Annotated in this window: 22 protein-coding genes and 3 pseudogenes; 10 read left to right on the top strand and 15 right to left on the bottom strand. The window is 68.1% G+C overall.

The genetic code is table 11. The features are described 5' to 3' along the window. Positions 1–194: 194 nt before the first annotated feature. The 4 genes and pseudogenes from ACFWBN_RS30160 to ACFWBN_RS30145 form a co-directional block, all read right to left on the bottom strand. Entirely contained in the window at positions 195–557 is a 363-nt protein-coding gene (locus ACFWBN_RS30160; RefSeq protein WP_385181681.1) for a transposase, read from the bottom strand. A gap of 476 nt (positions 558–1,033) precedes the next feature. Beyond that, positions 1,034–1,105 (bottom strand): annotated as a pseudogene (locus ACFWBN_RS30155) (hypothetical protein); the annotation flags it as partial. After that, a complete protein-coding gene (locus tag ACFWBN_RS30150) occupies positions 1,105–1,407 on the bottom strand; it encodes a transposase (RefSeq protein ID WP_385181678.1) in 303 nt (100 codons plus the stop codon). The gene ACFWBN_RS30150 and the pseudogene ACFWBN_RS30155, both read right to left, overlap by 1 nt. Beyond that, a complete protein-coding gene (locus ACFWBN_RS30145) occupies positions 1,404–1,781 on the bottom strand; it encodes a hypothetical protein (RefSeq protein WP_385181675.1) in 378 nt (125 codons plus the stop codon). The genes ACFWBN_RS30150 and ACFWBN_RS30145 overlap by 4 nt, the downstream gene beginning before the upstream one ends. A gap of 204 nt (positions 1,782–1,985) precedes the next feature. On the opposite strand from ACFWBN_RS30145, the gene ACFWBN_RS30140 reads away from it, so the two are divergent. Beyond that, complete coding sequence (locus ACFWBN_RS30140) at positions 1,986–2,396, top strand: hypothetical protein (protein ID WP_385181672.1); 411 nt, start codon at positions 1,986–1,988, stop codon at positions 2,394–2,396. A 139-nt stretch (positions 2,397–2,535) separates the two neighbouring features. Here ACFWBN_RS30140 and ACFWBN_RS30135 read toward each other — a convergent pair whose 3' ends face one another. Beyond that, a complete protein-coding gene (locus tag ACFWBN_RS30135; protein ID WP_385181795.1) occupies positions 2,536–2,784 on the bottom strand; it encodes a transposase family protein in 249 nt (82 codons plus the stop codon). A gap of 141 nt (positions 2,785–2,925) precedes the next feature. Further along, positions 2,926–3,336: a DUF4259 domain-containing protein gene (locus ACFWBN_RS30130; protein WP_385181669.1), complete on the bottom strand. Its 411-nt coding sequence runs from the start codon at positions 3,334–3,336 to the stop codon at positions 2,926–2,928. Positions 3,337–3,725: 389 nt separating this feature from the next. Here ACFWBN_RS30130 and ACFWBN_RS30125 point away from each other — a divergent pair, with 389 nt between their 5' ends. Next, complete coding sequence (locus tag ACFWBN_RS30125; protein ID WP_385181666.1) at positions 3,726–4,820, top strand: RCC1-like domain-containing protein; 1,095 nt, start codon at positions 3,726–3,728, stop codon at positions 4,818–4,820. 150 nt (positions 4,821–4,970) lie between these two features. Here the strand turns inward: ACFWBN_RS30125 and ACFWBN_RS30120 are convergent, their stop codons facing one another. Beyond that, on the bottom strand, positions 4,971–5,234 hold the full coding sequence (locus ACFWBN_RS30120; protein ID WP_385181664.1) for a hypothetical protein: 264 nt from the start codon (positions 5,232–5,234) through the stop codon (positions 4,971–4,973). Positions 5,235–5,255: 21 nt separating this feature from the next. Next, positions 5,256–5,783 carry a class I SAM-dependent methyltransferase gene (locus ACFWBN_RS30115; RefSeq protein WP_385181661.1) on the bottom strand — a complete coding sequence of 176 codons (528 nt, stop codon included), beginning with the start codon at positions 5,781–5,783 and terminating at the stop codon, positions 5,256–5,258. A gap of 541 nt (positions 5,784–6,324) precedes the next feature. Here ACFWBN_RS30115 and ACFWBN_RS30110 point away from each other — a divergent pair. Beyond that, positions 6,325–7,293, top strand: coding sequence for an XRE family transcriptional regulator (locus ACFWBN_RS30110; protein ID WP_385181658.1), 969 nt, complete (start codon positions 6,325–6,327; stop codon positions 7,291–7,293). Here ACFWBN_RS30110 and ACFWBN_RS30105 read toward each other — a convergent pair. Then, positions 7,290–8,201: an alpha/beta hydrolase gene (locus ACFWBN_RS30105; protein WP_385181655.1), complete on the bottom strand. Its 912-nt coding sequence runs from the start codon at positions 8,199–8,201 to the stop codon at positions 7,290–7,292. The genes ACFWBN_RS30110 and ACFWBN_RS30105 overlap by 4 nt on opposite strands. Before the next feature lie 176 nt (positions 8,202–8,377). Here ACFWBN_RS30105 and ACFWBN_RS30100 point away from each other — a divergent pair, with 176 nt between their 5' ends. Next, the gene (locus ACFWBN_RS30100) at positions 8,378–9,937 is read left to right on the top strand and encodes an ISL3 family transposase (protein WP_385181652.1); all 1,560 of its coding nucleotides are present in this window, start codon (positions 8,378–8,380) and stop codon (positions 9,935–9,937) included. A 45-nt stretch (positions 9,938–9,982) separates the two neighbouring features. Here the strand turns inward: ACFWBN_RS30100 and ACFWBN_RS30095 are convergent, their stop codons facing one another. From ACFWBN_RS30095 to ACFWBN_RS30085, 3 genes are all read right to left on the bottom strand, one after another. Continuing rightward, the gene (locus tag ACFWBN_RS30095) at positions 9,983–10,531 is read right to left on the bottom strand and encodes a DUF4262 domain-containing protein (RefSeq protein WP_385181649.1); all 549 of its coding nucleotides are present in this window, start codon (positions 10,529–10,531) and stop codon (positions 9,983–9,985) included. A gap of 426 nt (positions 10,532–10,957) precedes the next feature. Further along, a complete protein-coding gene (locus tag ACFWBN_RS30090) occupies positions 10,958–11,407 on the bottom strand; it encodes a spore-associated protein (RefSeq protein ID WP_385181646.1) in 450 nt (149 codons plus the stop codon). A 507-nt stretch (positions 11,408–11,914) separates the two neighbouring features. Next, entirely contained in the window at positions 11,915–12,061 is a 147-nt protein-coding gene (locus ACFWBN_RS30085) for a hypothetical protein (protein ID WP_385181643.1), read from the bottom strand. A 53-nt stretch (positions 12,062–12,114) separates the two neighbouring features. On the opposite strand from ACFWBN_RS30085, the gene ACFWBN_RS30080 reads away from it, so the two are divergent. The 3 genes and pseudogenes from ACFWBN_RS30080 (at position 12,115) to ACFWBN_RS30070 (ending at position 14,699) form a co-directional block, all read left to right on the top strand. Beyond that, positions 12,115–12,696 (top strand): hypothetical protein, encoded by a 582-nt coding sequence (locus ACFWBN_RS30080; RefSeq protein ID WP_385181640.1) that lies wholly within the window; start codon positions 12,115–12,117, stop codon positions 12,694–12,696. Positions 12,697–12,976: 280 nt separating this feature from the next. Then, a pseudogene (locus ACFWBN_RS30075) lies at positions 12,977–13,410 on the top strand (IS5 family transposase); the annotation flags it as partial. A 236-nt stretch (positions 13,411–13,646) separates the two neighbouring features. Then, positions 13,647–14,699, top strand: a complete 1,053-nt coding sequence (locus tag ACFWBN_RS30070) for a hypothetical protein (protein WP_385181637.1) — start codon at positions 13,647–13,649, stop codon at positions 14,697–14,699. A 145-nt stretch (positions 14,700–14,844) separates the two neighbouring features. Here ACFWBN_RS30070 and ACFWBN_RS30065 read toward each other — a convergent pair whose 3' ends face one another. Beyond that, complete coding sequence (locus tag ACFWBN_RS30065) at positions 14,845–15,117, bottom strand: hypothetical protein (RefSeq protein ID WP_385181634.1); 273 nt, start codon at positions 15,115–15,117, stop codon at positions 14,845–14,847. A 107-nt stretch (positions 15,118–15,224) separates the two neighbouring features. On the opposite strand from ACFWBN_RS30065, the pseudogene ACFWBN_RS30060 reads away from it, so the two are divergent. Next, a pseudogene (locus ACFWBN_RS30060) lies at positions 15,225–15,431 on the top strand (transposase); the annotation flags it as partial. A 517-nt stretch (positions 15,432–15,948) separates the two neighbouring features. Here the strand turns inward: ACFWBN_RS30060 and ACFWBN_RS30055 are convergent. Then, a complete protein-coding gene (locus ACFWBN_RS30055; RefSeq protein ID WP_385181631.1) occupies positions 15,949–16,197 on the bottom strand; it encodes a transposase in 249 nt (82 codons plus the stop codon). A 615-nt stretch (positions 16,198–16,812) separates the two neighbouring features. Here ACFWBN_RS30055 and ACFWBN_RS30050 point away from each other — a divergent pair. Further along, a complete protein-coding gene (locus ACFWBN_RS30050; protein WP_385181629.1) occupies positions 16,813–17,805 on the top strand; it encodes a DUF4344 domain-containing metallopeptidase in 993 nt (330 codons plus the stop codon). A gap of 157 nt (positions 17,806–17,962) precedes the next feature. Next, positions 17,963–18,907, top strand: coding sequence for a hypothetical protein (locus tag ACFWBN_RS30045; protein ID WP_385181626.1), 945 nt, complete (start codon positions 17,963–17,965; stop codon positions 18,905–18,907). 411 nt (positions 18,908–19,318) lie between these two features. Here ACFWBN_RS30045 and ACFWBN_RS30040 read toward each other — a convergent pair whose 3' ends face one another. Continuing rightward, entirely contained in the window at positions 19,319–19,642 is a 324-nt protein-coding gene (locus tag ACFWBN_RS30040; protein WP_385181623.1) for a nuclear transport factor 2 family protein, read from the bottom strand. Between the last annotated feature and the right edge of the window lie 236 nt (positions 19,643–19,878).

The raw sequence follows: 19,878 nt of genomic DNA, 5'->3' as shown, positions 1-19,878 counted from the left end.
CGGTCGGCAGGGTCGTACTTGGTGATGCGGTGGACAAACGACGGCGGCACGATACTCCCTGGGCGGTCAGAAGGGGTACCAGCGTAGTTCCCCGGTTCCCCAAAGCCTGATCAAAGTGATCCAGAAGCTACCCAGCGGGCCATTCATCGCGCTCAGAGGCCAAGTAGCAGGTTCTGACCGCTCTTCCGTGATGCCTACGGCTGGGGGAGGACGCGGGCTCTGAGCAGAGCGAATGAGGCTCGACCGTACATCTGCCGCTTGATCGTTTTGATTCTGTTGACGTGTCCTTCGACGATGCCGGAGCTGTAGGACAGGGTGAGGCCTGCCGTGACGGCGTGGAGATCCTGGCGGATGGAGTCGGCGAAGATACCAATGGCGTCGGGGCCGCCCAGCTCGGCCTTCTGAATCCAGTCCCGCAGCAGGTGGCCGCGACGATGGCGGAGCATTTCGGTGAACTCCCGCGCGAGGTCGCAGGCCTGGGCGATCTCCGGGCAGGCACTTCGCACAGCGTCGAACTGGGCCATGTCGGACGTGCTGAGTGCCTCCTCGGGGCGCATGATCCATTGTCACGAGGGCGGGGAGCGATCGAGCGGGCGGGGACCGCAATGCCCTTCCGGATGGTCACTACGTAGCGGTGCACCACGTGGTATCCGCCGGTGTAGCCGAGGGCGAGCACCTCGCGATAGAGCTGCCTCGAGCTGGTGCAGCCCGCGTGGAAGCGGTGCTGCACATACTCCATGAACGGGTCCAGGACACCGTGACCTCGATCCTGAGCCGAGGCGAGAAGATCTGCAAGATCCTTGTTCCGGTAGCGCCGGACCGTCTTGCGGTCCAGCCGCAGTCGGCGGCCGATGGCGTTGAGCGGCAGGCCGGTGGCGGCAAGCTCGTTGACCTCCGCGTGGCGTTGTCGGATCCGGTCCAGGAGCGGAGTCTGCGGTGTGGCCAGCGGCGGCTTGGCCTCTGGTCCGGCTGGCCGTCGGAGGCAGTCACGGTGCCGGCGGCAGGTCTTCTCGACCGCCGCCGAGAGGTTCTGGAGCAGGTGCCAGCGATCTGCCACCTCCAGCGCGTCGGGGGCGGCCTGTCTGATGGCCTTGGTGAATGCCATCAGGCGGTCCCGGCAGATGATCTCGGCGCCGGGTGGTCCTGGAGCCATGCGGCGACTGTGCTGGTCTCGCGATCCGGCAGCACATCCACCGGCCTGGAGGACTCGACGTCGACGAGAACGGTGCCGCAGGTCCGGCCCTTGCGGAACGCGAACTCGTCGATTCCAAGTATCCGTGGAGCCCGGGCTGGCACGGGCTGAGCGGCCAACTGTCCCAAGAGCGCAGTCCGCCGGCCATGGATCCGAAGCTTCGTGCACAAACGTTGGCCAGGGCGGCCACCGAGCTCCGCCGCGACCGCTCTCATCGCCGAACGGCCTCCGCCCGCCCGGCGAACGCCCGCAACCAGCCACGGACCGTGCCCTCGGCCAAGCCCAAGTGGGCGGCGATCTGGCGGTGGCCCATGCCCAACGCGGCTATCTCCAGTCCGGTCCCGATCACCACGGCCGCATCCGCCCGCCGCGGCCAGAGCCCCTCCGCCAACAGCACGTGCGTGACCTTGCAGCCCGAGCAACGCGTACGGCACGGCCGCAGAAACAACCGGGCCCCCAGATCACCCCGGATCTCCCGAGGCCGGGCGTGTCCCCACGGCGTCAGGACCGAGGAACACAGCGGACATTCGAGTTGGCCGGCCCGCAGCTGTCGCTCGACCAGCAGCACGTCCGAGTCCACGATCAGCACCGACAGCCTCCGCGGCCAAGCTGTGCTCCCGCTCCGAGCACGACGAAGTATCGCGAGCCTGCCCAAACACCAAAGGATCATGTGGCCGCGTCCCCGGTAGCGGGCGTCGGTCCAGGTCAGTAACGTCGCGATGCCCGCCGGCACCCTCAGGAGCCATCCGCCCCTGCTTCATGTCTCAGCCGGACGCGCTGATAGAACCCTGTCATGACCTACCGATTCATCGCGCGGGCCGCCAGAACAGAGATCGACCCTGACGGCTACTTCACCGAAGCTGCCCTCGCCGAGGGCGAGGACGGAAGTGGCTTCATCTTGATGTTCATGGCGGGAGAGGAAGACCCTGACGATCAGGAGGTCGCTCTGGGGATGGACACACACTGCCTGGTCACAGCCGGACAGGGAACCGCGTACGGATGCGTGCGCGAAGCCGTTCTGACGGGCAATGTCCTCAGCGTCTCGCTCGACCCTGAAGCACTAGGAGATCTCCGGCTGAGCGACAGCGAGATCGAAGCCGTCATTGAAGCGCCGGCCGAGGACATCGCCCTCTTCCGAGAAATCCTTGCCCAGGTCCTCGCTTATGGACGTGCCGATGCTGTGCCCGCTCGTGTAGCCGTTTGACCCGGCGTGCCGCCGCGACCCCGATCGTGTCCACGGTGTCGTCGCACATGAACGGCCAGCCTGGCCGCAAACGAGATCATGCTTCATGTGCAACGGGAGTGTCGCCGTCACCCCGCTTCATCACCACACAGAAAGTCGTCTAACAACGGGCCGCCGTCGAAGCACGGAGTCTCGGCTCGGTCAGGCCGGGCACCTGTTCCACGTATGTCCGGCGCCGGCACTGGCTCTGGTCACAGAAGAACCGACGCACGCGGAGACGGACGACCATCTGCCGGCCCCCGGCGGGCAGCCCGGCAATGTGACGCCAGTACCGGCTGTGAACGCGTGCCGCGGGATGCTGACACAGGGGACATGGCCCTGGTGGTCCGCAGCATGCCGCGTCGACCATCACGTTGTCGTCCATGACCGTGGCCTGGCGCACTACGACGTTCAGGCCCGGGAAAGGGACGTCTCGAAGCGATTCCGTCTCCATGACGACGTCATCCCCTGGGGAAACGGTCCTGCAGTCCAGCCCTTCGAGCGCCTGCAGTCAGGGAGCGATTCCCACGGCGCGAGTGATCGTCTGGACCATCGCTCGCCATGCCTGCGCATCAGTGGTCTCGACCCAGCCCTCGGCCATCTCTGAACCGTCCTGCAGAACTCGACGAAGCGCCCGTCCGGCCTCAGGCCGGAGCGAGATCGGCAAGACGGGCAACGGCTCAGCAGGACCGTCATCAGGATCGATCACTACTTGGCTACCCGGAATCTGGCACGCGATCAGGGCAGCAGCGGCAACGGCTTCCGCCCCGTCCCCGCCGTCCACGCGCGAGCCGGAGTCCACCACCCTCTGGAAGGCCCTCGTCATCGCCTCGATGACCTGCTCAGTCGACATCCCCGCGAGCCCGTCGACGAAATCTGCGGCCATATCGCTGTCGAACGGACCGGTCCCCCACGTTCCCATGCACTACTCCCACTATCCGGACTCGATGACGTCAGCATCTCAGCACGCTCTGACACCGCGGAGCAGCGGGAGCTGGCAACGCTCGCCGGCTGGCACCATCCCGCGGATGACGTAGGCATCACGGAACAGCGGTCAGAACCATCTGAAGTGCTCAGTCACACCGGGGAACTTCTGTTCTGTGTCATCGAACTTTGATCGCGTGTCACCGAACTTTGACCAGTCGCGGGCCGTCTTGCCCGAGCTTCGTCGGCGAGATGCTTCGAGGTCTCCGAGTTCTGGAGGCCGCGCGTACCCGTTCGGGTGATACTCGGCCCGGCTTGTCGATCATGTGAGGGCGGGGCGGCAGGCTGGCCGCGTCTACGTCACCGCACACCTTTGGGAGAATGATCATGACGGGCAACACGGTGCTGAGCTGGGGGGCCGGGGACGCCAGCCAACTCGGGAACGGAACGGTCGCGGACAGCCTCGGCCCGGTCTCGGTGACCTCGCTGGCCCTGGGCGAGGTGGACCAGCTCGTCAGTGGAGGACTGGACTCCAACAGCGCCTTCGTCCTCGCGCGGACCGGCACGACGGTGAAGGCGTGGGGCGACAACGTGGCCGGGCAGATCGGCAACGGCGGCGATGCGGACCAGTCCGTGCCGGTGACCGTGCCCCGGCTCACGAACATCAAGGAAGTCGCCGCCGGGGGGATGCACGCCCTCGCCCTGGACACCAGCGGACAGGTGTGGGCGTGGGGCGACAACGCCTACGGGCAGCTCGGCAACAACCGCACAGGTGACCACCGCAACGTTCCCGACCGGGTCCAGGGCATGCCGAAGGTCAAGCAGGTCGCCGCCGGCGGCGACTTCAGCCTCGCCCTGCTGGAGAACGGCCAGGTCTACGCCTGGGGCCGGGGGATGTATGGCCAGCTCGGCAACGGCTCCCGCGCCACCAGTCCGGTGCCTCGGCAGGTGACGGGCCTGGACAAAATCGTCGCGATCGCCGCCGGAGTCCATCACGCACTCGTGCTGACCGCCGACAACACCGTCAAGAGCTGGGGCTACAACCTCCACGGACAGCTCGGCAACAGCAGCACCAAGAGCAGCAACCTGCCGGTCGACGTCGACTGGATCGAAGGCGTGAACGGCATCATCGCCGGCGCCTTCCACAACTACGCGACCACCTCCGACGGCGAGGTGTGGGGCTGGGGCAACAACCAGTACGGCCAGCTCCTGGAGGACGAGAACTTCGCCGACACCGCGGCCCGCACCAACCGCACCGCCCCGGTGGAGATCCCCCTCCTCAAGGGAGCCCAGTCCCTCGCCGCGGGCGCCCGGCACGCCGCGGCCATCATCGGCGGCAAGGTCTTCACCTGGGGCCACAACGACGAGGGGCAGCTCGGCAACGGCACCACCACCCCCGCCTACGTCGAGGTCCAGCTCCCCGCGACCGGCTACACCAAGGTCGCCGCCTCACTGGGCGGCAACACCACCTATCTCTACTGACCTCCCGCGCCCCACCACCTGCCCCGCGTCACGCGCGGGGCAGCTTCATGCCCTGCGCCACCGAACCTTGATCGCGTGCCCCCGATCTTTGAGTGATGTGCACCCTGCAAGCGGGGTTGCCCCGGGACGGGGCGGGGGGTCTGGTGGCGTTCAGCCCCGGGTGAGGCTGACGTGGTCAGCGACGATCCACTCCGCTCCGCCGCCCTCGGGGCGCAGGAAGATCGCGCACGGGTTGATGCGGCGGGTGGCGGGGTCCTCCCACTCGCCGATGAACTGGACGACACCTCGACGTCCGCCGTCTTCGACGGCCACCGCGCCCTCGCGGAGCCAGCCAGGAAGCTGACGGTTGGTCAGGGCACGGCGAGCGGAGGCTGAGCGGAGGGGTCGGAGGTCGTTCGAAGCGGGGCGGCTCATGATGTTTCCTCGGTGGTTGGCTCAGCGGGGGTACGTGCGGAGCACGAGGTGAGCGCGGGGGCCTTCGTCCATGCGCTGCCGGCTGGCCCAGCCGTCCATGTAGCGGGGCAGGTTCTCGGGTGCCACCCAGCCTTGGAGTTCGTCGGGGAACGGCTTCGCCAGCACTTGGAGGTAGAGGCAGCCTCCGGGGCGGAGCCACCGGTCGCGGACCTGGCGCAGCAGCCGTTCGGGGTCGCACAAGTACCTGGTGGTCATGCGGGCGACCACGAGGTCCACTCCGTCAACGGGGAGCCCGGGAGGCGGGCCCGTCTCGGCGTCGTGGGCCGCATACGACAGGCCGGGCCCCTGCCCGCGGAGCCGTGCGAGGCGCAGGTTGTGGGGCGAGAGGTCGAGTCCGGTCACGTGGTAGCCGTGCGCGTGGTGGAGCCAGTGCACGAAGCGTCCGGTCCCGCAGCCGACTTCGACCGCCGTACGGCCGGCTCGCCCGGTGATGTGCTTGGCGACGAACAGCTGCTCCGCGGCGGTGATCGGGCCGTGCCCCGCGATCATGTTCAGGTCCTAGGGACCGGGATTCCTGCGGATGGTGCCCGGCACATGCGGCGGGGAGGCGGGACGACTCATGGCGTGGTCCTTGGGGTGGCTGTCGCACGGATGTGGGTGGCCGTATTGAGGACCGTAGGTTCGCCCGCGGGAAGCAACGAGGACGTATCACAGGACATTTGACGGGAGTAACGTCAGAGTTCTCACTCCGAGCGGCCGCGATCTCACGGCCGCCGCTCTCCGCAGGTTCGCGACCGGGGGTAGCCATGTCCCGACCGGGAAACAGTAAGTTCTCCGATGCTCGTCGCCGCTTGGGCTGGCACAGCCAGAGCGATGTCGCCGACGCGTACGAGCAGCATTCGGCTCTGCTGGGCGAACCCGCGACCATCAACGTGCGACAGGTCCGCCGATGGGAGTCGGCTGACCCCGGCTGGCCCAAGCGGCGGATGACCCGGCGCGTCCTGGAGTCGATGTTCGGGGTGCCGCTCGCCGAGCTCGGCTTCATTCCTCCCACACGGGGAAAGACTCCGTCGACCAGGAGGAGGAGTCCATGCGCCGACGTTCCTTCCTAGGCGGGTTCGTCGTGGGCGCGGCTCCGCTCCTCAACCCCACCGGCCAGGGCCGGCTCGCCGCCGCCCTCGCCAACGCCCGCCGCTACAGCGACCACGCCCTGGTCGGCCATCTGCGCTCCGCGCTGGACGAAGCCGCGCGCAGCGACGGACGCACCGGACCGCGCCAGGCGCTGCCCACCGCGCTGGAGCTTCTCGCCGTCATCGACGAACTCGCCAGGGACACCCGCTCGTCCATCCGCCGCGAACTGCTCATGGTCGGCGCCCGCGCGGCCGAGTTCACCGCGTTCCTCCACCGCGACGCCGGATCCCCGCCCCAAGTCACCCTGTACTTCCACGACCGGGCCATCGAGTGGGCCAGCATCACGGGCGACGGCCCGATGCACGCCTACGTGCTGCTCCGCAAAGCTCAGGCCGCCGATCGAGGCGATGCGGCCCGCATGCTCGACCTCGCCCGCGCCGACGCCCTCCAGCAGGAAGCCCGCGCTCTCGCGCTCACCGGTGCCCCGCCCCGGTCCGTCGCCCGTACCCTCGGCCAGGCCCACGATGCCCTCGCCGCCGCGGCCCCCGCCGAGCCGGCGACCTGCACGGGCCCGCTGTGCGCCGGATACAGCGAGAACCGGCTGATGGCCCAGAGCGCGATCTGCCACCGCGAAGCCGGACAGCCCCAACAAGCGGTCACCCTGCTCCGCCAGCACCTTGCGGAGCAGGGTGCGTTCGCCACGCGCGACCGGGCCTTCTCCACCGCCCACCTCGCCGGGGCCCTGGCCGCCGCCGGAGAGCCCGATGACGCCGCCGCCACCGGGCTGTCCGCACTCCAGCTCGCCGCGGTCCCCGGCTTCGGCCAGGCGCTCGGCGAACTACGGCGCACCGCCGGGGACCTCCGCCCCTACGCACGACAACCCGCCGTCCGCGAGCTCCGCCGGGCCCTGACCGCCCTGCCGGTCTAACCGGCGAGGAAGCCGCAGACCTTCTCGATCACGGCGGCCTGCCACACCTGGGTCTGCGGATCCGCATACAGGGGATCCTCATGCACGGCGAACCCGTGCTGAGCTCCGTCCAGCTCCATCAGCTCGGCCGGCCCCCCGAACACCGGGAGGTAGCGGCGGGAGGACTCCACGGGGACGAACGTGTCCTTCGTTCCGTGCACCAGCAGGGCCGGCGCCCGCACCTGGCGCAGATAGACATCCGGGTCGAGGTAGAACACCTCGTTGTGAAGAGCCCGCCCCAGTCCCCAAGGGGACTTCTCCGTGTAGCCGCGCTCGTCCAGGTCCCGGGCGGCGGACGCGTTGATGTAGTCGGCGTCGAAGTACGGGCGGCTGGTGACGTACCGATCCCGATAATCCAGACGCGGATTGAGCAGCACCAGACGGTCGACGTCCTGCGGCCGGTACCCCGCGTGCAGCGCGGCGGCCCCACCCGAGAACGAGGCCGCGATCACATGCACCGGCCGGTCCACACCGGCCTCGGCCCGCAGATGATCACTCGCGGCCCGGATGTCGTTGGCGACGCCCGCGATCGTCACCTCCTCGGCCCGGCCACCGCTCGCGCCGTGCGCGCGCAAATCGAACCGCAGGCACCGGATGCCTTCACGGGCGAGCCCGGCGGCGAGCCGGGTGAAGAACCCGCCCTCCTGCCGAGTCACCCCGGCACCGTGCACGAGGACGGCCACACCAGCCGCCATCCGTTCCGGCACCGTCACCGTCCCCCTCAACGCAGTGCCGTCCAACGACCCGAACGCGACGTCCAACTCAGAAGTCATGGACAGATCGTAGAGACCACGCTCGCCGGGGACGAGCGCGCTGATGGCTCTATTCACGGGTTGTGGGTTCTGGCACAGATCTTGGGGAGCGGTCACTGAGCGTCACATCGCTGTTCGATTGTGAGGGGCTGGGTCGCGTGAGACCGCGTACGCCTTACCGCCTGCCAACCGGAAATGATGCTCCGTCAAGTCCTTGTTCGTCCCTGTCGCGGTCGGCTGTGGGCGGTGATGGTGCTGGTCTTCTGACCGATGCATCGCTCTGGGGCTCGCTCGTGTTCGACGGGATCGACGACGTGGATGTCGAGGCGGTGACGGCCGCGTTCGGCACGGTCGAGGTGGTGGCAAGAGGCCGCGCGACTGGCGCTGAATGTCCGGACTGCGGCCGCTTCTCGGATCGAGTCCACGACCGATACCAGCGCAAGCTGAAGGACCTTCCACTCGCTGAGCAGGGCTTTGTGATCCGGCTTACGGTCCGGCGCTTCATCTGCCGAGCGGCGGACTGTCCGCGCCGGACGTTCGCCGAGCCGTTTTTTTGGTTGGCCGCCCCGTACGCACGGTTCACCACTCGGCTCAACCACGCCCTGGAGCGAGTGGGGCTCGCGCTGGCCGGGCGGGCCGGCGCTCGGCTGACTGCCCAGCTGAGCTTCGGCACAGGCAGGATGACCTTGTTACGCAGGGTCATGACATTGCCCGATCCAACGTTCAGCACACCGCGGGTGCTGGGCGTGGACGACTTCGCGATCCGCCGAGGCCAGACCTACTCCACCGTCTTGACCAGCGTCGAAGACCATCGCGTGGTCGATGTGCTCCCCACGCGTGAAGCCGATCCGCTGGCCGCGTGGCTGATCCGTCACCCAGGCGTGGAGATCATCTGCCGGGATCGGGCGGGTGCCTACGCCGAGGGTGCCCGGCGTGGCGCCCCCGACGCCCTGCAGGTCGCTGACCGGTTCCATCTGTGGCAGGGCCTCGGCCGAGCCGTGGAGACCTGCGTCGACGCCCATCGCGACTGCCTGCGCAATCCTTCATCCAGCAGCATGCTGCCGGAGCCCACCGGAGGGGCTTCCGGTCGGCCGCAGGACGACTCGGAGCCCGTTGGCCGACGAGCCGAGCGGAAGAAGGCAGCACACGCACTGGTCCACGAGCTCCTCGCCCAAGGCCACTCACGCCGGGCGATCGCCCGACACCTGGGCTGCGGCCTCAACACCGTCCTCCGGTACGCGAACGCCGCACGCTGGCAGGACACCATCCGCGAGAACCGGCCCCGTCCCAGCAGGCTGGACCCCTACAAGCCCTACGTGGAGCGGCGCTTCACCGAGGGATGCACCAGCGTCACCCGACTGCACGGCGAACTCATTGCCGCCAACGCGCCCGTCACCTACCAAATGGTCCGCGCCCACATCGCGACTCTCCGCAGGGCTCCGGCCGGCGCGGCACCGCGGCCGCCGTCGGTGCGGCAGGTGACCGGATGGCTCACCCGGCACCCCACGACCCTGACCGAGGAAGCCAGGGCCGGCCTGAAGGAGGTCTTGGCCCTCTGCCCCGAACTGGACAAGGCCGCCGGACACGTCCGCGACTTCGGCGAGATACTCACCGACCGCCTCGGCTCCACACTCCTCACCTGGATCGACGCAGTCGACGCCAGCCAGCTACCCGGCCTCACCGGCTTCGCACTCCACCTGCTCCGAGATCTCGACGCCGTGACAGCAGGGCTCACGCTCGACTGGAGCTCCGGCAGCATCGAGGGCGCCGTCAACCGCATCAAGAAGATCAAGAGACAGCTTTACGGCCGAGCCGAATTCGAGCTGCTCCGCAAAATGATCCTGCTCCAGTAGCCCCTGGCGACAGGGCTGCTCCGTCGCTGGTCGGCACGTTCGAGGTCAGAGCTCGGTCGTCCAGATCCCGACAGGGTGCTCACTCGGTGGCAGCCACAACTGAGGCTGCGACTCCCGATGCCACACCTCAGCCTGTTCGCCCCAGTGAAATCGGTCATCCGCGTCAGGCCACGCAACTTGCAGCACAGGGAAAGGAGGCCGCCGGTAGAACCCGATGGCCTGCCCGAAGAAGGTCCGATACCAGCGTAGATCAACCTGCCTGAGCGCGACCTGGTGGCCGTCGACAACGTCAGGATGCTCCTGGCCGTCAGCCAGTACAGCACCCGCGGCGGCATTCTCTCCGAGCCCGTTGAGAATGCGGTGCATGACGTGGATATCGAGCCCGAACATGGCGAGCTCAGGTGCGCTGTGAGTGTGCGCGAGGCCGATCGTGTAGGCGAATCCAGGACCGATGTCGTCCTCGGGAACCATCACGACGTGCCATCCGTGCCGCTGCACATTCTCAATGATCGTCAGGTCCGTGCGGTCCGCTTCGTCCCGGCCACCGTAGTCATGGCAGAGGACGCAGCGGCACTGGAACGGATCATCAGTCATACGCGGAGGCTACGAAGTGAGCGTTCGAGCCGGACAGCCGGGCCCGGAACCACCCTCTCAATCGAAGGGGCACGAGGCCGAGTCCGTCAGCGTTCACGCATCCTGGTCCACCACCGCTGAGGACCTGTCCGTGGTCCCGGAGGTGGTGGTCCGTTTCGCCACCGAGCGGCTGGATGTCGGTCCGGGTGAGTGCGGTCGGCCGAACCAGGACCGCATCTGCTCCAGGTGCCCCGGTTGCGGCGACGCGCCGACCGGACGGCCGCGCACCCGAGGGAGGAGGCCGGACGCGCCCTCGCCCCGGCAGAACTCGGCGAGTCTGCCGGGGCGAGCCGGACCACGGCGGTTCCCGTGCGGTCGTCGGGTCGCAGGTCCTGCCCCCGACGGCCGCACGACGGCACAGAACGTCGCGGTCAGGAGGAGCTCGGGTCAGCGGACCTCGGTGACCCGGTGCTCCTTGCGCGCGCCACAGTTGGAGTTGTACACCTGCACGTGCACGTTGCTGATGCCCCCGCCCCAGTCGACGCAGTGGCCCTTGCCGTACACGTAGGCCGGGCCCGCGTACGACGTGTACCGGCCGTAGTCCTCGCCCCGCTCCCAGGTTTCGGGGACTTCGATCCAGAGGGCCATGTCCACGGCCGCACCCGGGTTGTTGCGGATGGTCGCGACGCAGTTCTTGCCGTTCGAGGCGTTGTACGTCAGGTAGACGGTGCCCAGCGAGCCGATGGCGGCCGAGTTCACGGTCTTGTAGGCGCTTCCGCAGACCTTCTGCGGCGTGGTGTTGGGCGCGGCGGTGGCGGGCGCCGCCAGCGCGGTCGTGGCCCCCAGGGCCAGGGCGGCGAATGCGGTGGTGGTAAGGACGGAACGGGTGAATCTCATGTTTCCCCCTGGTCGTCATTGGAGTTGGTCGCTCCTGCAAGGTGGGACATACAGGACGGCGGAACGGTTGCGCATCGTCCACAAAAGATGTGACCGCGCCGCCCTACCACCCCGCCCGCCGGCCGACGGACGACCTCCGACAGACGGCGGGCGGGCGTCGAGGCCACGCAGGCCGACTTCGCCGCGTTGCGCCATCAGTCGACGGCTACGCCCGTCACCGCTTAGCGGAGTCGCTACTCACCGGTCCATTCCTCCCCAAGGACCGAGAAGGCGTACGCGGTCTCACGCGTAGCCGTCTCCTCGCAATCGAACATCGAGGTAGCACTCCGCGACCGCTCCCCAAGATCTGTGCCAGAACCGAGTTTTGAAGTCATCGGGGTTCTTGCCAGGGCAGCATCGGGATGCTCCTGGTGAAAGCGCCCGGTCATGCCGCAGATGTCGAAGATCGAGCTGTACGCCGCGCTCCGGCGCGGGTGGCATGAAGATCCGGGAGATCGAGTGCAAGTACTACGTGTCGTGGCGGACGGTCAGGAAGGCCGTCGACTCGGTCTGGCCGCAGTCGAGGAAGCAGCTGCCGCCGCGGCCGACCGGGGGATGCACCACCTGGAGCGGTGCGCGAATATCCTGGGCCGAACGCAGGTGGTGCCGGGTCACTTGCGGACGGCGGGGTGCAGAACCGCGTGTACGGAGCGGAGAAGGGGCGGGAGATGGATTCGGCAGAGCGTCACCCCTCCAACGACCAAATGCCCGGGGTGCAAGGGTGGGACCCGGTGGCGGCGCTGCCGGACGGTGAGCCCGAGCGGAGTTTCCACGGGCAGTGGCAGTACCGTTCGGGGCTGAACGTGCCCGGGCCGTTCTACACGGCCGGCGCGGACGGCGGCTGGACCGGGCGCGAGTACGCACCCCGGCACGTGCTCTACGCCGACCGGTTGGAGGGATACGGCGAGTTCGTGTACCGGCAGCCGAAGACCCGCGATGAGGTGCACGCTCTCGCGCTGGCCGCGGCCGAGGACATGCCGGCCGCGTGGGCCTGTGACGGCGACCTGCACTGGACTCCTGCTGCCGTGCGGCGGTGGTGGCACGGCAGACGACTGGTCGAGGAGTACATCACGACCATGCTCGTGGAGTGGGAGGGGAGCGAGCGGGAGAACGAGCGCGAGGCGGCCGAGGGCTTGCGGGACTACGAGGCCTACCTGGCCGGTGAGTTGGCGGACGACCTGCGGGCTTACGTCTTCCGGCTGGAGCACGGCCGTTATCCGGGTCGCGGGGACGTGCTGCCGGAGCTGTGAGAGCACGGAGAAGGGTGGCCGGATGCGCTCTGACCTCCACGGCACTCACTTGGCCGCCAGCCAGGACGCGGTTCGCCACTGCGGGAAGGTCGCTGTCGTGGACCTGGGTGAAGCTGCGCTCAACCCTCTCGTTCTTCGATCCCTCGTCCGAGACCGGCGGCATGCCCAGCTCCGCGAACGCCTCATTGAGCGTCGCGTGCGTATGCACGCCACCGAGCCGTGCAACGACGCTGCCAACAAGCTGTCGAAGCGTCGAGTGATCCCTGACCTGTGAGGGCGGATCGAGCCGTTGCTGCCGGTCAGGCAGCGGCGTCCGCGCCATCCCGGCCGGCTGCCACTGGGCGACCGTGGTTGCCTGCAGGGCATCCTGTTCGTGCTGCACACCGGGATCCAGTGGGAGTGGCTGCCGCAGGAGCTCGGCTTCGGGTCCGGGATGACGTGCCGGCGCCGACTGCGGGACTGGCACGAGGCCGGGGTGTGGGACCGGCTGCACCAGGTGCTGCTGACCGAGCCGCACCGTGCCGGGAAGCTGGACTGGTCCCGGGCGGTGATCGACGGCTCCCACCACCAGGCCCGTCGGGGCGGCCCAAAACCCGGCCGAGCCCGGTCGACCGTGCCCGGCCCGGCTCGAAGCACCACGTCATCACCGACGCAGGCGGCACCCCGCTCGCCATCACCCTGCCCGGTGGCAACCGCCACGACATCACCCAGCTGACGAATCCAGGCATTGTGCTAGCTTCTCTAAGCATCGTGTGGCATGGATGCGGAGCCGGCGATCCAGCCGCAGCGAGGGAACTGGACGTCTGATTGACCTCGGCTTGCTGTGGGGGCTTGCTCCATAGGGGTCATCTCTACGGCGCGTTAACCGCTGGCCTCGAGGTCGCTTTTGAAGGTCACCATATTTTTCGGTTATGCCCACACGTGGACTTCTCGCGAGCACCACCGTAGCCATGACCTGTGCGGCCCTGATCGCCGCACCAGGCCCCGCCCACGCCCAGCAGTTCGTTCCGTGCAGTGCGACGGCCCTCGGAAACGCCATCACTCAGGCGAACACGACCCCCGGGCCCGCCGTCCTCATCCTCTCGCCCCGCTGCACCTACACGCTCACCACGCCCAACCCCGTCGACCCCGACAACGGCCTGCCCATCGTCACCAGCGAGATCAACATCATCGGTAACGCAAGCACCATCAGGCGTGTCTCGACCGCGGACTTCCGGATCCTCAAACTCCAAGGACCCGGTGGACGCCTTACCCTCAGCAACCTGACGATCCGCGACGGTCGGGACGCCTCGGGCGGGGAGGGTGGCGGAGGAATCAGCAACGAAAACGGGCAACTCACCCTCAACTCGGTACAGGTCACCAGGAACTGGACCACTCAGTCCGGAGCGGGCGGAGGCATTGCCAGCAGCGGCACACTCACCATCCGCAACAGCACCTTGAGCTTCAACATCTCCACCGCCAATAACGGCGGCGGCATTTTCTCTTTCGGCACCACGACCCTCTCGAACACCACGGTGAATGGCAATACGGCTCGGGACAGCGGTGGCGGCATCGACGGACGCGGCACGGTGACCATCACGTCCAGCACGGTTGCAGACAACGCAGCCGGCGATGACGGCGGGGGGCTCCACCTCTTCCGGGCGACATCGACCGTCGCTGACACCCTCATCCGAGGCAACACCACAGACAGTCAGAACAACCACGGTGGCGGCATCCTGAACCGGGACAGCACGCTGACCCTGGACCGAGTCACCATCTTCGCCAACAGGCATTTCGGCGGCGGTCAAGGCGCCGGCTTCGCCAATGAGAGCACTCCCGGGGAAACCGTCCCCACTGCCGCGACCATCAGGAACAGCTCCATCACCGACAACTTCGCAAGGAACGCCCCGGGCGGCCTCTTCAATTCCGGCGGTACCGTGAACCTCGTTGCCACTCCGGTGGAGAACAACATCCCCACCAATTGCACCCCCAGCGCCCCGCCGGTGACCGGTTGTGCGAACTGAGGCGGTGAAGGCTTTCCACCCTGGCCGCTGACCGGAGGATGCCAGCGGGCCACAGCGCCGCCAACCCGGCCCCGCCGCGATGGTTCCGTAGGCGGTCAGGGTTTGGGAGTCGCCGATCGACTAGGCCGTCTCTGCTGGATCTTGCCTAGTCGGCGGCGTCCCACTCTGCCTGCACCCAGGCCAGCTGCGTGTCGCTCAGCGGGGGGTCGAACCCTGCCGGGAACATCAGCATTTTCGGCTGCGGCCACATGTTCTCCGGGCCGTGCTCGTAGCAGTGCAGGGCGATGAGATGCGGCCCTTCCCCGCAGCCCTCGTGCCAGTAGGGGCGGTCATGAGCCTGGCAGAAGTACCCGAACCGCCAGCAGTCATCTTCTTCAGTCGGCTCGTAGAAGCTGGGATCGCGAATGATCGTGGTCACCGGCTCCTGCCGGTTGAACCGGGGGATGGGCCGGGGGTCACACCACAGCAGTCGGGGAGGTATCACGCTCCCATCCTGCCCCGAGGCCGACCTGTTCCGATCATCGGATCGTTGGTCCGGTCGTGAAGGAAGCCGAGTTATCTGATGCCGCATGGGCGGTGATCGCGCCGTTGTTGCCACCGGCGGGCCGGGCCCGCGGGCGGTGGCGTGATCACCGTCAGGTGCTGGAAGGCATCGTGTTCAAGTTCCGCACCGGTCTGCCCTGGCGGGACCTGCCAGGGCGGTTCGGGCCGTGGCAGACCGTCCACGGACGACTTCGACAGCCGCATGGACCGCCTAAGGGCTGTCCCGTAACTGCGGGAGCGTGAGGACCTGCCGCGGCTCAGCGGACATCAGCAGCAGCCGTGTTGGCGACACCCGCCAGGGATGCCTTGTCGTTCAAAGCCGAGACCACTTCCTGGGTCAGTGGGCGGAGGGCATACACGTGGTGCACCGCGTTGATGTCGACCGGGATCTCGTAGTAGTTGGCTTTGTACGCAAGTAGCGGTTCTGGCTCAGGTTCTGTGTTGTGTCCCTGCCTCGTTCACCGAGCGTGTCGGGGTGCACGCACCAGCTGCCACGTCGTGTGCGCGCCGACGACTGCCGCAACAACCGCGACGGCTGTGAAGAAGGCGACCAGGAAGGTACTCTCACACATGGCCGCGGTCACAACCATGGACACGAGGACAGTCCAGTCGACCCACGTTCGCTTCAACCACATCGCCAAGTCGCGCACGCCCTTCCCGGCGGGAAATCAGATCATGCGGCGTCAGCCGTGTAGCGCCGTATGTGTCACTCAGGGTACGCACGCTTTCGCAGGAGCTTGAACCCTGCGCGGCCGAACATCTGGCGCTTGAGCATCTTGATGCGGTTGACATGGCCTTCGACGACGCCCGAGTTCCAGGGGAGGGTGAGGCCAGCGATGACGGCGTCACGGTCGCGGTCGATGCCCACGGCGAGAGTGTGGAGGCTGGGTAGGTTGTCTTGTCTAACGGCGTCGAGCCAGTCCGGCAGGTGTTCGCCCTGGCGCTCGGTGAGCATGGTCCCGAAGGACCGGACGCGCCTGGTGAGTGCGTCGATCTCGGGGCAGTTGGCCCGGACGTTCTTCAGGTGGTAGGTGTTCCGTCTCGGAGAGGGTTTCCGGGCGGCGGAGGATCCATCCGGCGACAGCCCGGGGCGAGGGCGGCCGGGCCATCACAGGTCGTGGCGAGGTGCGTTTCTGGCGGAGGTAGGCGCGAACGCGCTGGTAGCTGCCCTGGTAGCGGCGCGCGGCGCAGCTCGCCGCGATCGACCCCGTCTGGCCCCCCGGCCGTACGCACCAAACTGATCAGCCCAGATCAGCCAACTGGCCACTGATCACAAACACTCCTCCCGTACATCACCGCGCTCGCCGAGGCAGGCGTCGACTGGGCTCCGTGAGAGGGCTGGTGCTCCTCGCGCTGGCGTCTGCGCAGTCGGCCAGCACGAGGAGCTGCGGTCTACCGCCGGAAGCCGCGTCGGGGATCCCTGATGCTGCGGTTGTCGAACGGGTCGAAAGGCGGCCTCCCGAAGGTCGCCCACACAGCGAACGGTCCCCCGTACGGGCGGCTCGACGGGCGCCAGCCTCCGGACGGCCGGAGGATCAGTGCGGGGACACGCGACGGGAGCCGATCAAGGATGCCGAACACCGCCGGTCGCTCGAAGAGGGCGCGCATCGTCCTGTCAGGTGTGCTGATCCTCGCCGGGGTCGTCTCGACCGGGTGCAGCGGCGAGGCCCGCGACGCCGGGCAGGGGCCTGGAGCAGGGCCCCGCCCCCAGGCGGCGCGCTCCGGGAGGGTCACCGTCGTCTACGAGGCCCAAACGGTCAAACCGGAGGACCGGGAGGCCGTGGCACTGATCCGGAACTCCCGCGTGCTGGAGCGTACGGCCGACTGGGTGAACAGATCACTCACCCTCCCGCACGACATGGTCGTGAAGGTCACCGCCGCCGTGCCGCCCGGCGTCACCGACGCCGTCACCCAGCCCGACGGCAGGACGATCTTCGTCCCGCCGTCGTTCCTGACCGAGATCGAGAAGGCCCTCGCCGATGTCGTGAAGACCGTCAAACGGCCCGCCCCGTTCCCCGCGTCCGAGTACAACACCGACGACCTGACCGTGCTGTCGACCGAATTCATCTTCGGCCACGAGATGGGCCATGCCCTGCAGCGCCAGCTCCTCCTGGCCAACCTCGGTCTCGAAGAGGACGCGGCGGACGGCTTCGCGTCCTTCTATACCGTCAACGAGGTCGGGCCGGGCCCGTCGCTGGCCGCCGCGATCCTCTTCGACGAGATCGCACGCAAGGAAGGCACGCCGACCCTGGAGGGCATGTCGAGCGACCACCCCGTTACCCAGCAGCGGGCCTTCAACTTCCTGTGCTACCTGGAGGGCAGCGACCCGAAGAAGTACCAGCAGTCCCTGGTCGACAGCGGCTATCTCCCGAAGACCCGCGCCCCCCTTTGCCCGCAGGCGTGGGCAATGCTGGACTACGGCTGGTGGACCCAGCTCCGACCCCACTTCAGCGGGGCGTTCAGGAACCGAGGTGCCGAGGAGCAGAAGAGGGCGCACGGGCGGCTGGTCGCGGAGACACAGGCTCTGGCGAAGCGCATCGACGAGATCCGCAGCGGTCAATGAGGTAAATGAGGTAAATGACGCGTATCACGTCGTTCTCGTCCGCGTAGTCGCGCAGCAGGGTTCCGGGGACTATCGCGGGATCGGCGCCGAGGCGGTGTGCAACGCTCCACCAGCAAGATCAATGTCCGCACACCGGCGCCGAACAGGGGAACAGCGAGTGTCCGAGACTTCCGTGTCCATCAAGTCCAACAAGGCCGTAGCCGACGGCTTCAAGATCACCATCTCCGGCATCATGCGCGGCTACTTCGGACAGCCCGCCCGGATCGTCAGCATCGAGGTCGCCGCCGGGCAGCACGGCACCGGTGACAACGCCCCCGCCGGAACCGCCCGCAAGGACGGCTTCAAGGTCACCGCCGACGCCCCCTCCAGTGACCGGTCCGTCACCATCGACTCCAACAACAACACCCGGCCCGGCACCTTCACCCACGGCGCGGCGGTCTCCGTTCAGGTCAAGGTCATCGACGCCGACGGAAACGAAGTCGGCGGCGAACAGACCATGCTCCAGGTGTACGAGGCGATCCGCTCCAGCACACCGGCGGCGCGCAGCGCGGCCAGCGGCTCGGGCATCGGCACGGTCGCCTCGCGGACAACGGATAGGTGGGCAGTCCAGTCGGCGAGCGGTCCGGTGAGGTCGATGTCGGCTTCGTCCAGGGGTTGGTCGCCGATCGTGTCCCAGTCCAGCGGGTACTGGGCGGCGCTGCGCCATCCGCACGCGCACATCGCCCGGAAGGCCTCGGCGCGCGGGCGGCGGGCCCGGCCGTCGTACGCCGACCAGTGCCTGGTCGACGGCACGTCCGCACCGCTCCCCACATCGAAGTACACCGGACCCGGCTCGCTGCCGCCGACGAGTACACCCGCCGCGCCCGCGTGCGCGTCCCCGAAGTCCACCGTCCACCAGTCCCATTCCACCAGCACACCACCCCTTCCCCACGTCCGCCGACAGGCCGGCCGGATCCCGTCTGCGACCCTGCCCCGTGCACGCACCCGCCCACACCCCGACGGCCCCAACAACCAACGCAGTTGGATACCAGCCCCGCGACACAGCACTGCTGGAGAGCGAGTCGCAGTTGCCGTCTCCAACCGAACGGGCGCGGCCGCGTGAGGCCCCCCTGTCACGCAGCCCGGCTCGCGATCGCGTTGAAGTCGCCACCGCAGACGTGTGAAGAACCGGGATCCGCCCGCCGCGAGAGCGGCCGCCAGGCAATCCCTCCCCTCCGTATGAAAGAGCCCCGACCAGCCGGGGGGGGGTGGGCTGGCCGGGGCCTGCCCCGGCCAGCGGGGGGGTGCCGGCCGGGGGCATGCGGGGCAGAGCCGCAAGGGCAGTCACTTCACAGCGGATCCCCCGACTCCAGCCGAACGATCCTCGCAGGCGAACCCCCACCAAGCCTGCCGGACACGCATCCTGGCGGATACCCCGCGCACGGACCGCGCCCGGGCCGGTGAAGAGCGGGGCGCTCCTCCAGAGCATCCCCGCCCGCAAGCTTGACCTGACGGACCGGTGCAAAGGGATTGCTCAGGCCTGCCCGGTCTCGAAGCGGCTGACACGCCCGTCGGGTGTGACGTCGAACCGCCAGGCGGTGCGCATCTCACCCCAGGTGTCGTTGCGGTAGTCCACGATCAGGGACCGGCCGCCGTCAGCCTCGGACGCGACGGCTATGTGGCCACCAGAGGAGAAAATCTCCCTCTCCGCCCACTGGGCGAGATCGCGGTCCGAACCGTCGTCCGACATGGTCGCGCCCGGTGTAAGGGCGGCCTGGAACGCGGCTCGGTCACCCGCGTTGACCGTGTGGACGAAGGCGCGGACAGCGGGGTCGGACAGCCTGCCCGGGTCGATCACGAGGGCCTCCTGGTCGAGCGTACGGATACAGCGACGCAACCAGAAAACACCACCGCCAAGGACCGAGCCCTGACCTTCCCCCATTTGCCCCGACGGCCAGTCGGGGCATGACGGCAACGAACACACCCCACCCCCGCGATCCCTAGGGCCTGTGTGATGTCGTGATCATTCGGCGGTTTTCAGCAGGTCGTCGATCCAGATCATTGCGGCGCGGAGGTGGAGGCCGGCGAGGTAGC

The sequence above is a fragment of the Streptomyces sp. NPDC059989 genome (assembly GCF_042736975.1).
Lineage (GTDB): Bacteria > Actinomycetota > Actinomycetes > Streptomycetales > Streptomycetaceae > Streptomyces.
Note: the sequence above shows the minus strand (reverse complement) of the source record. Positions and strands in the feature narration are given on the sequence as shown.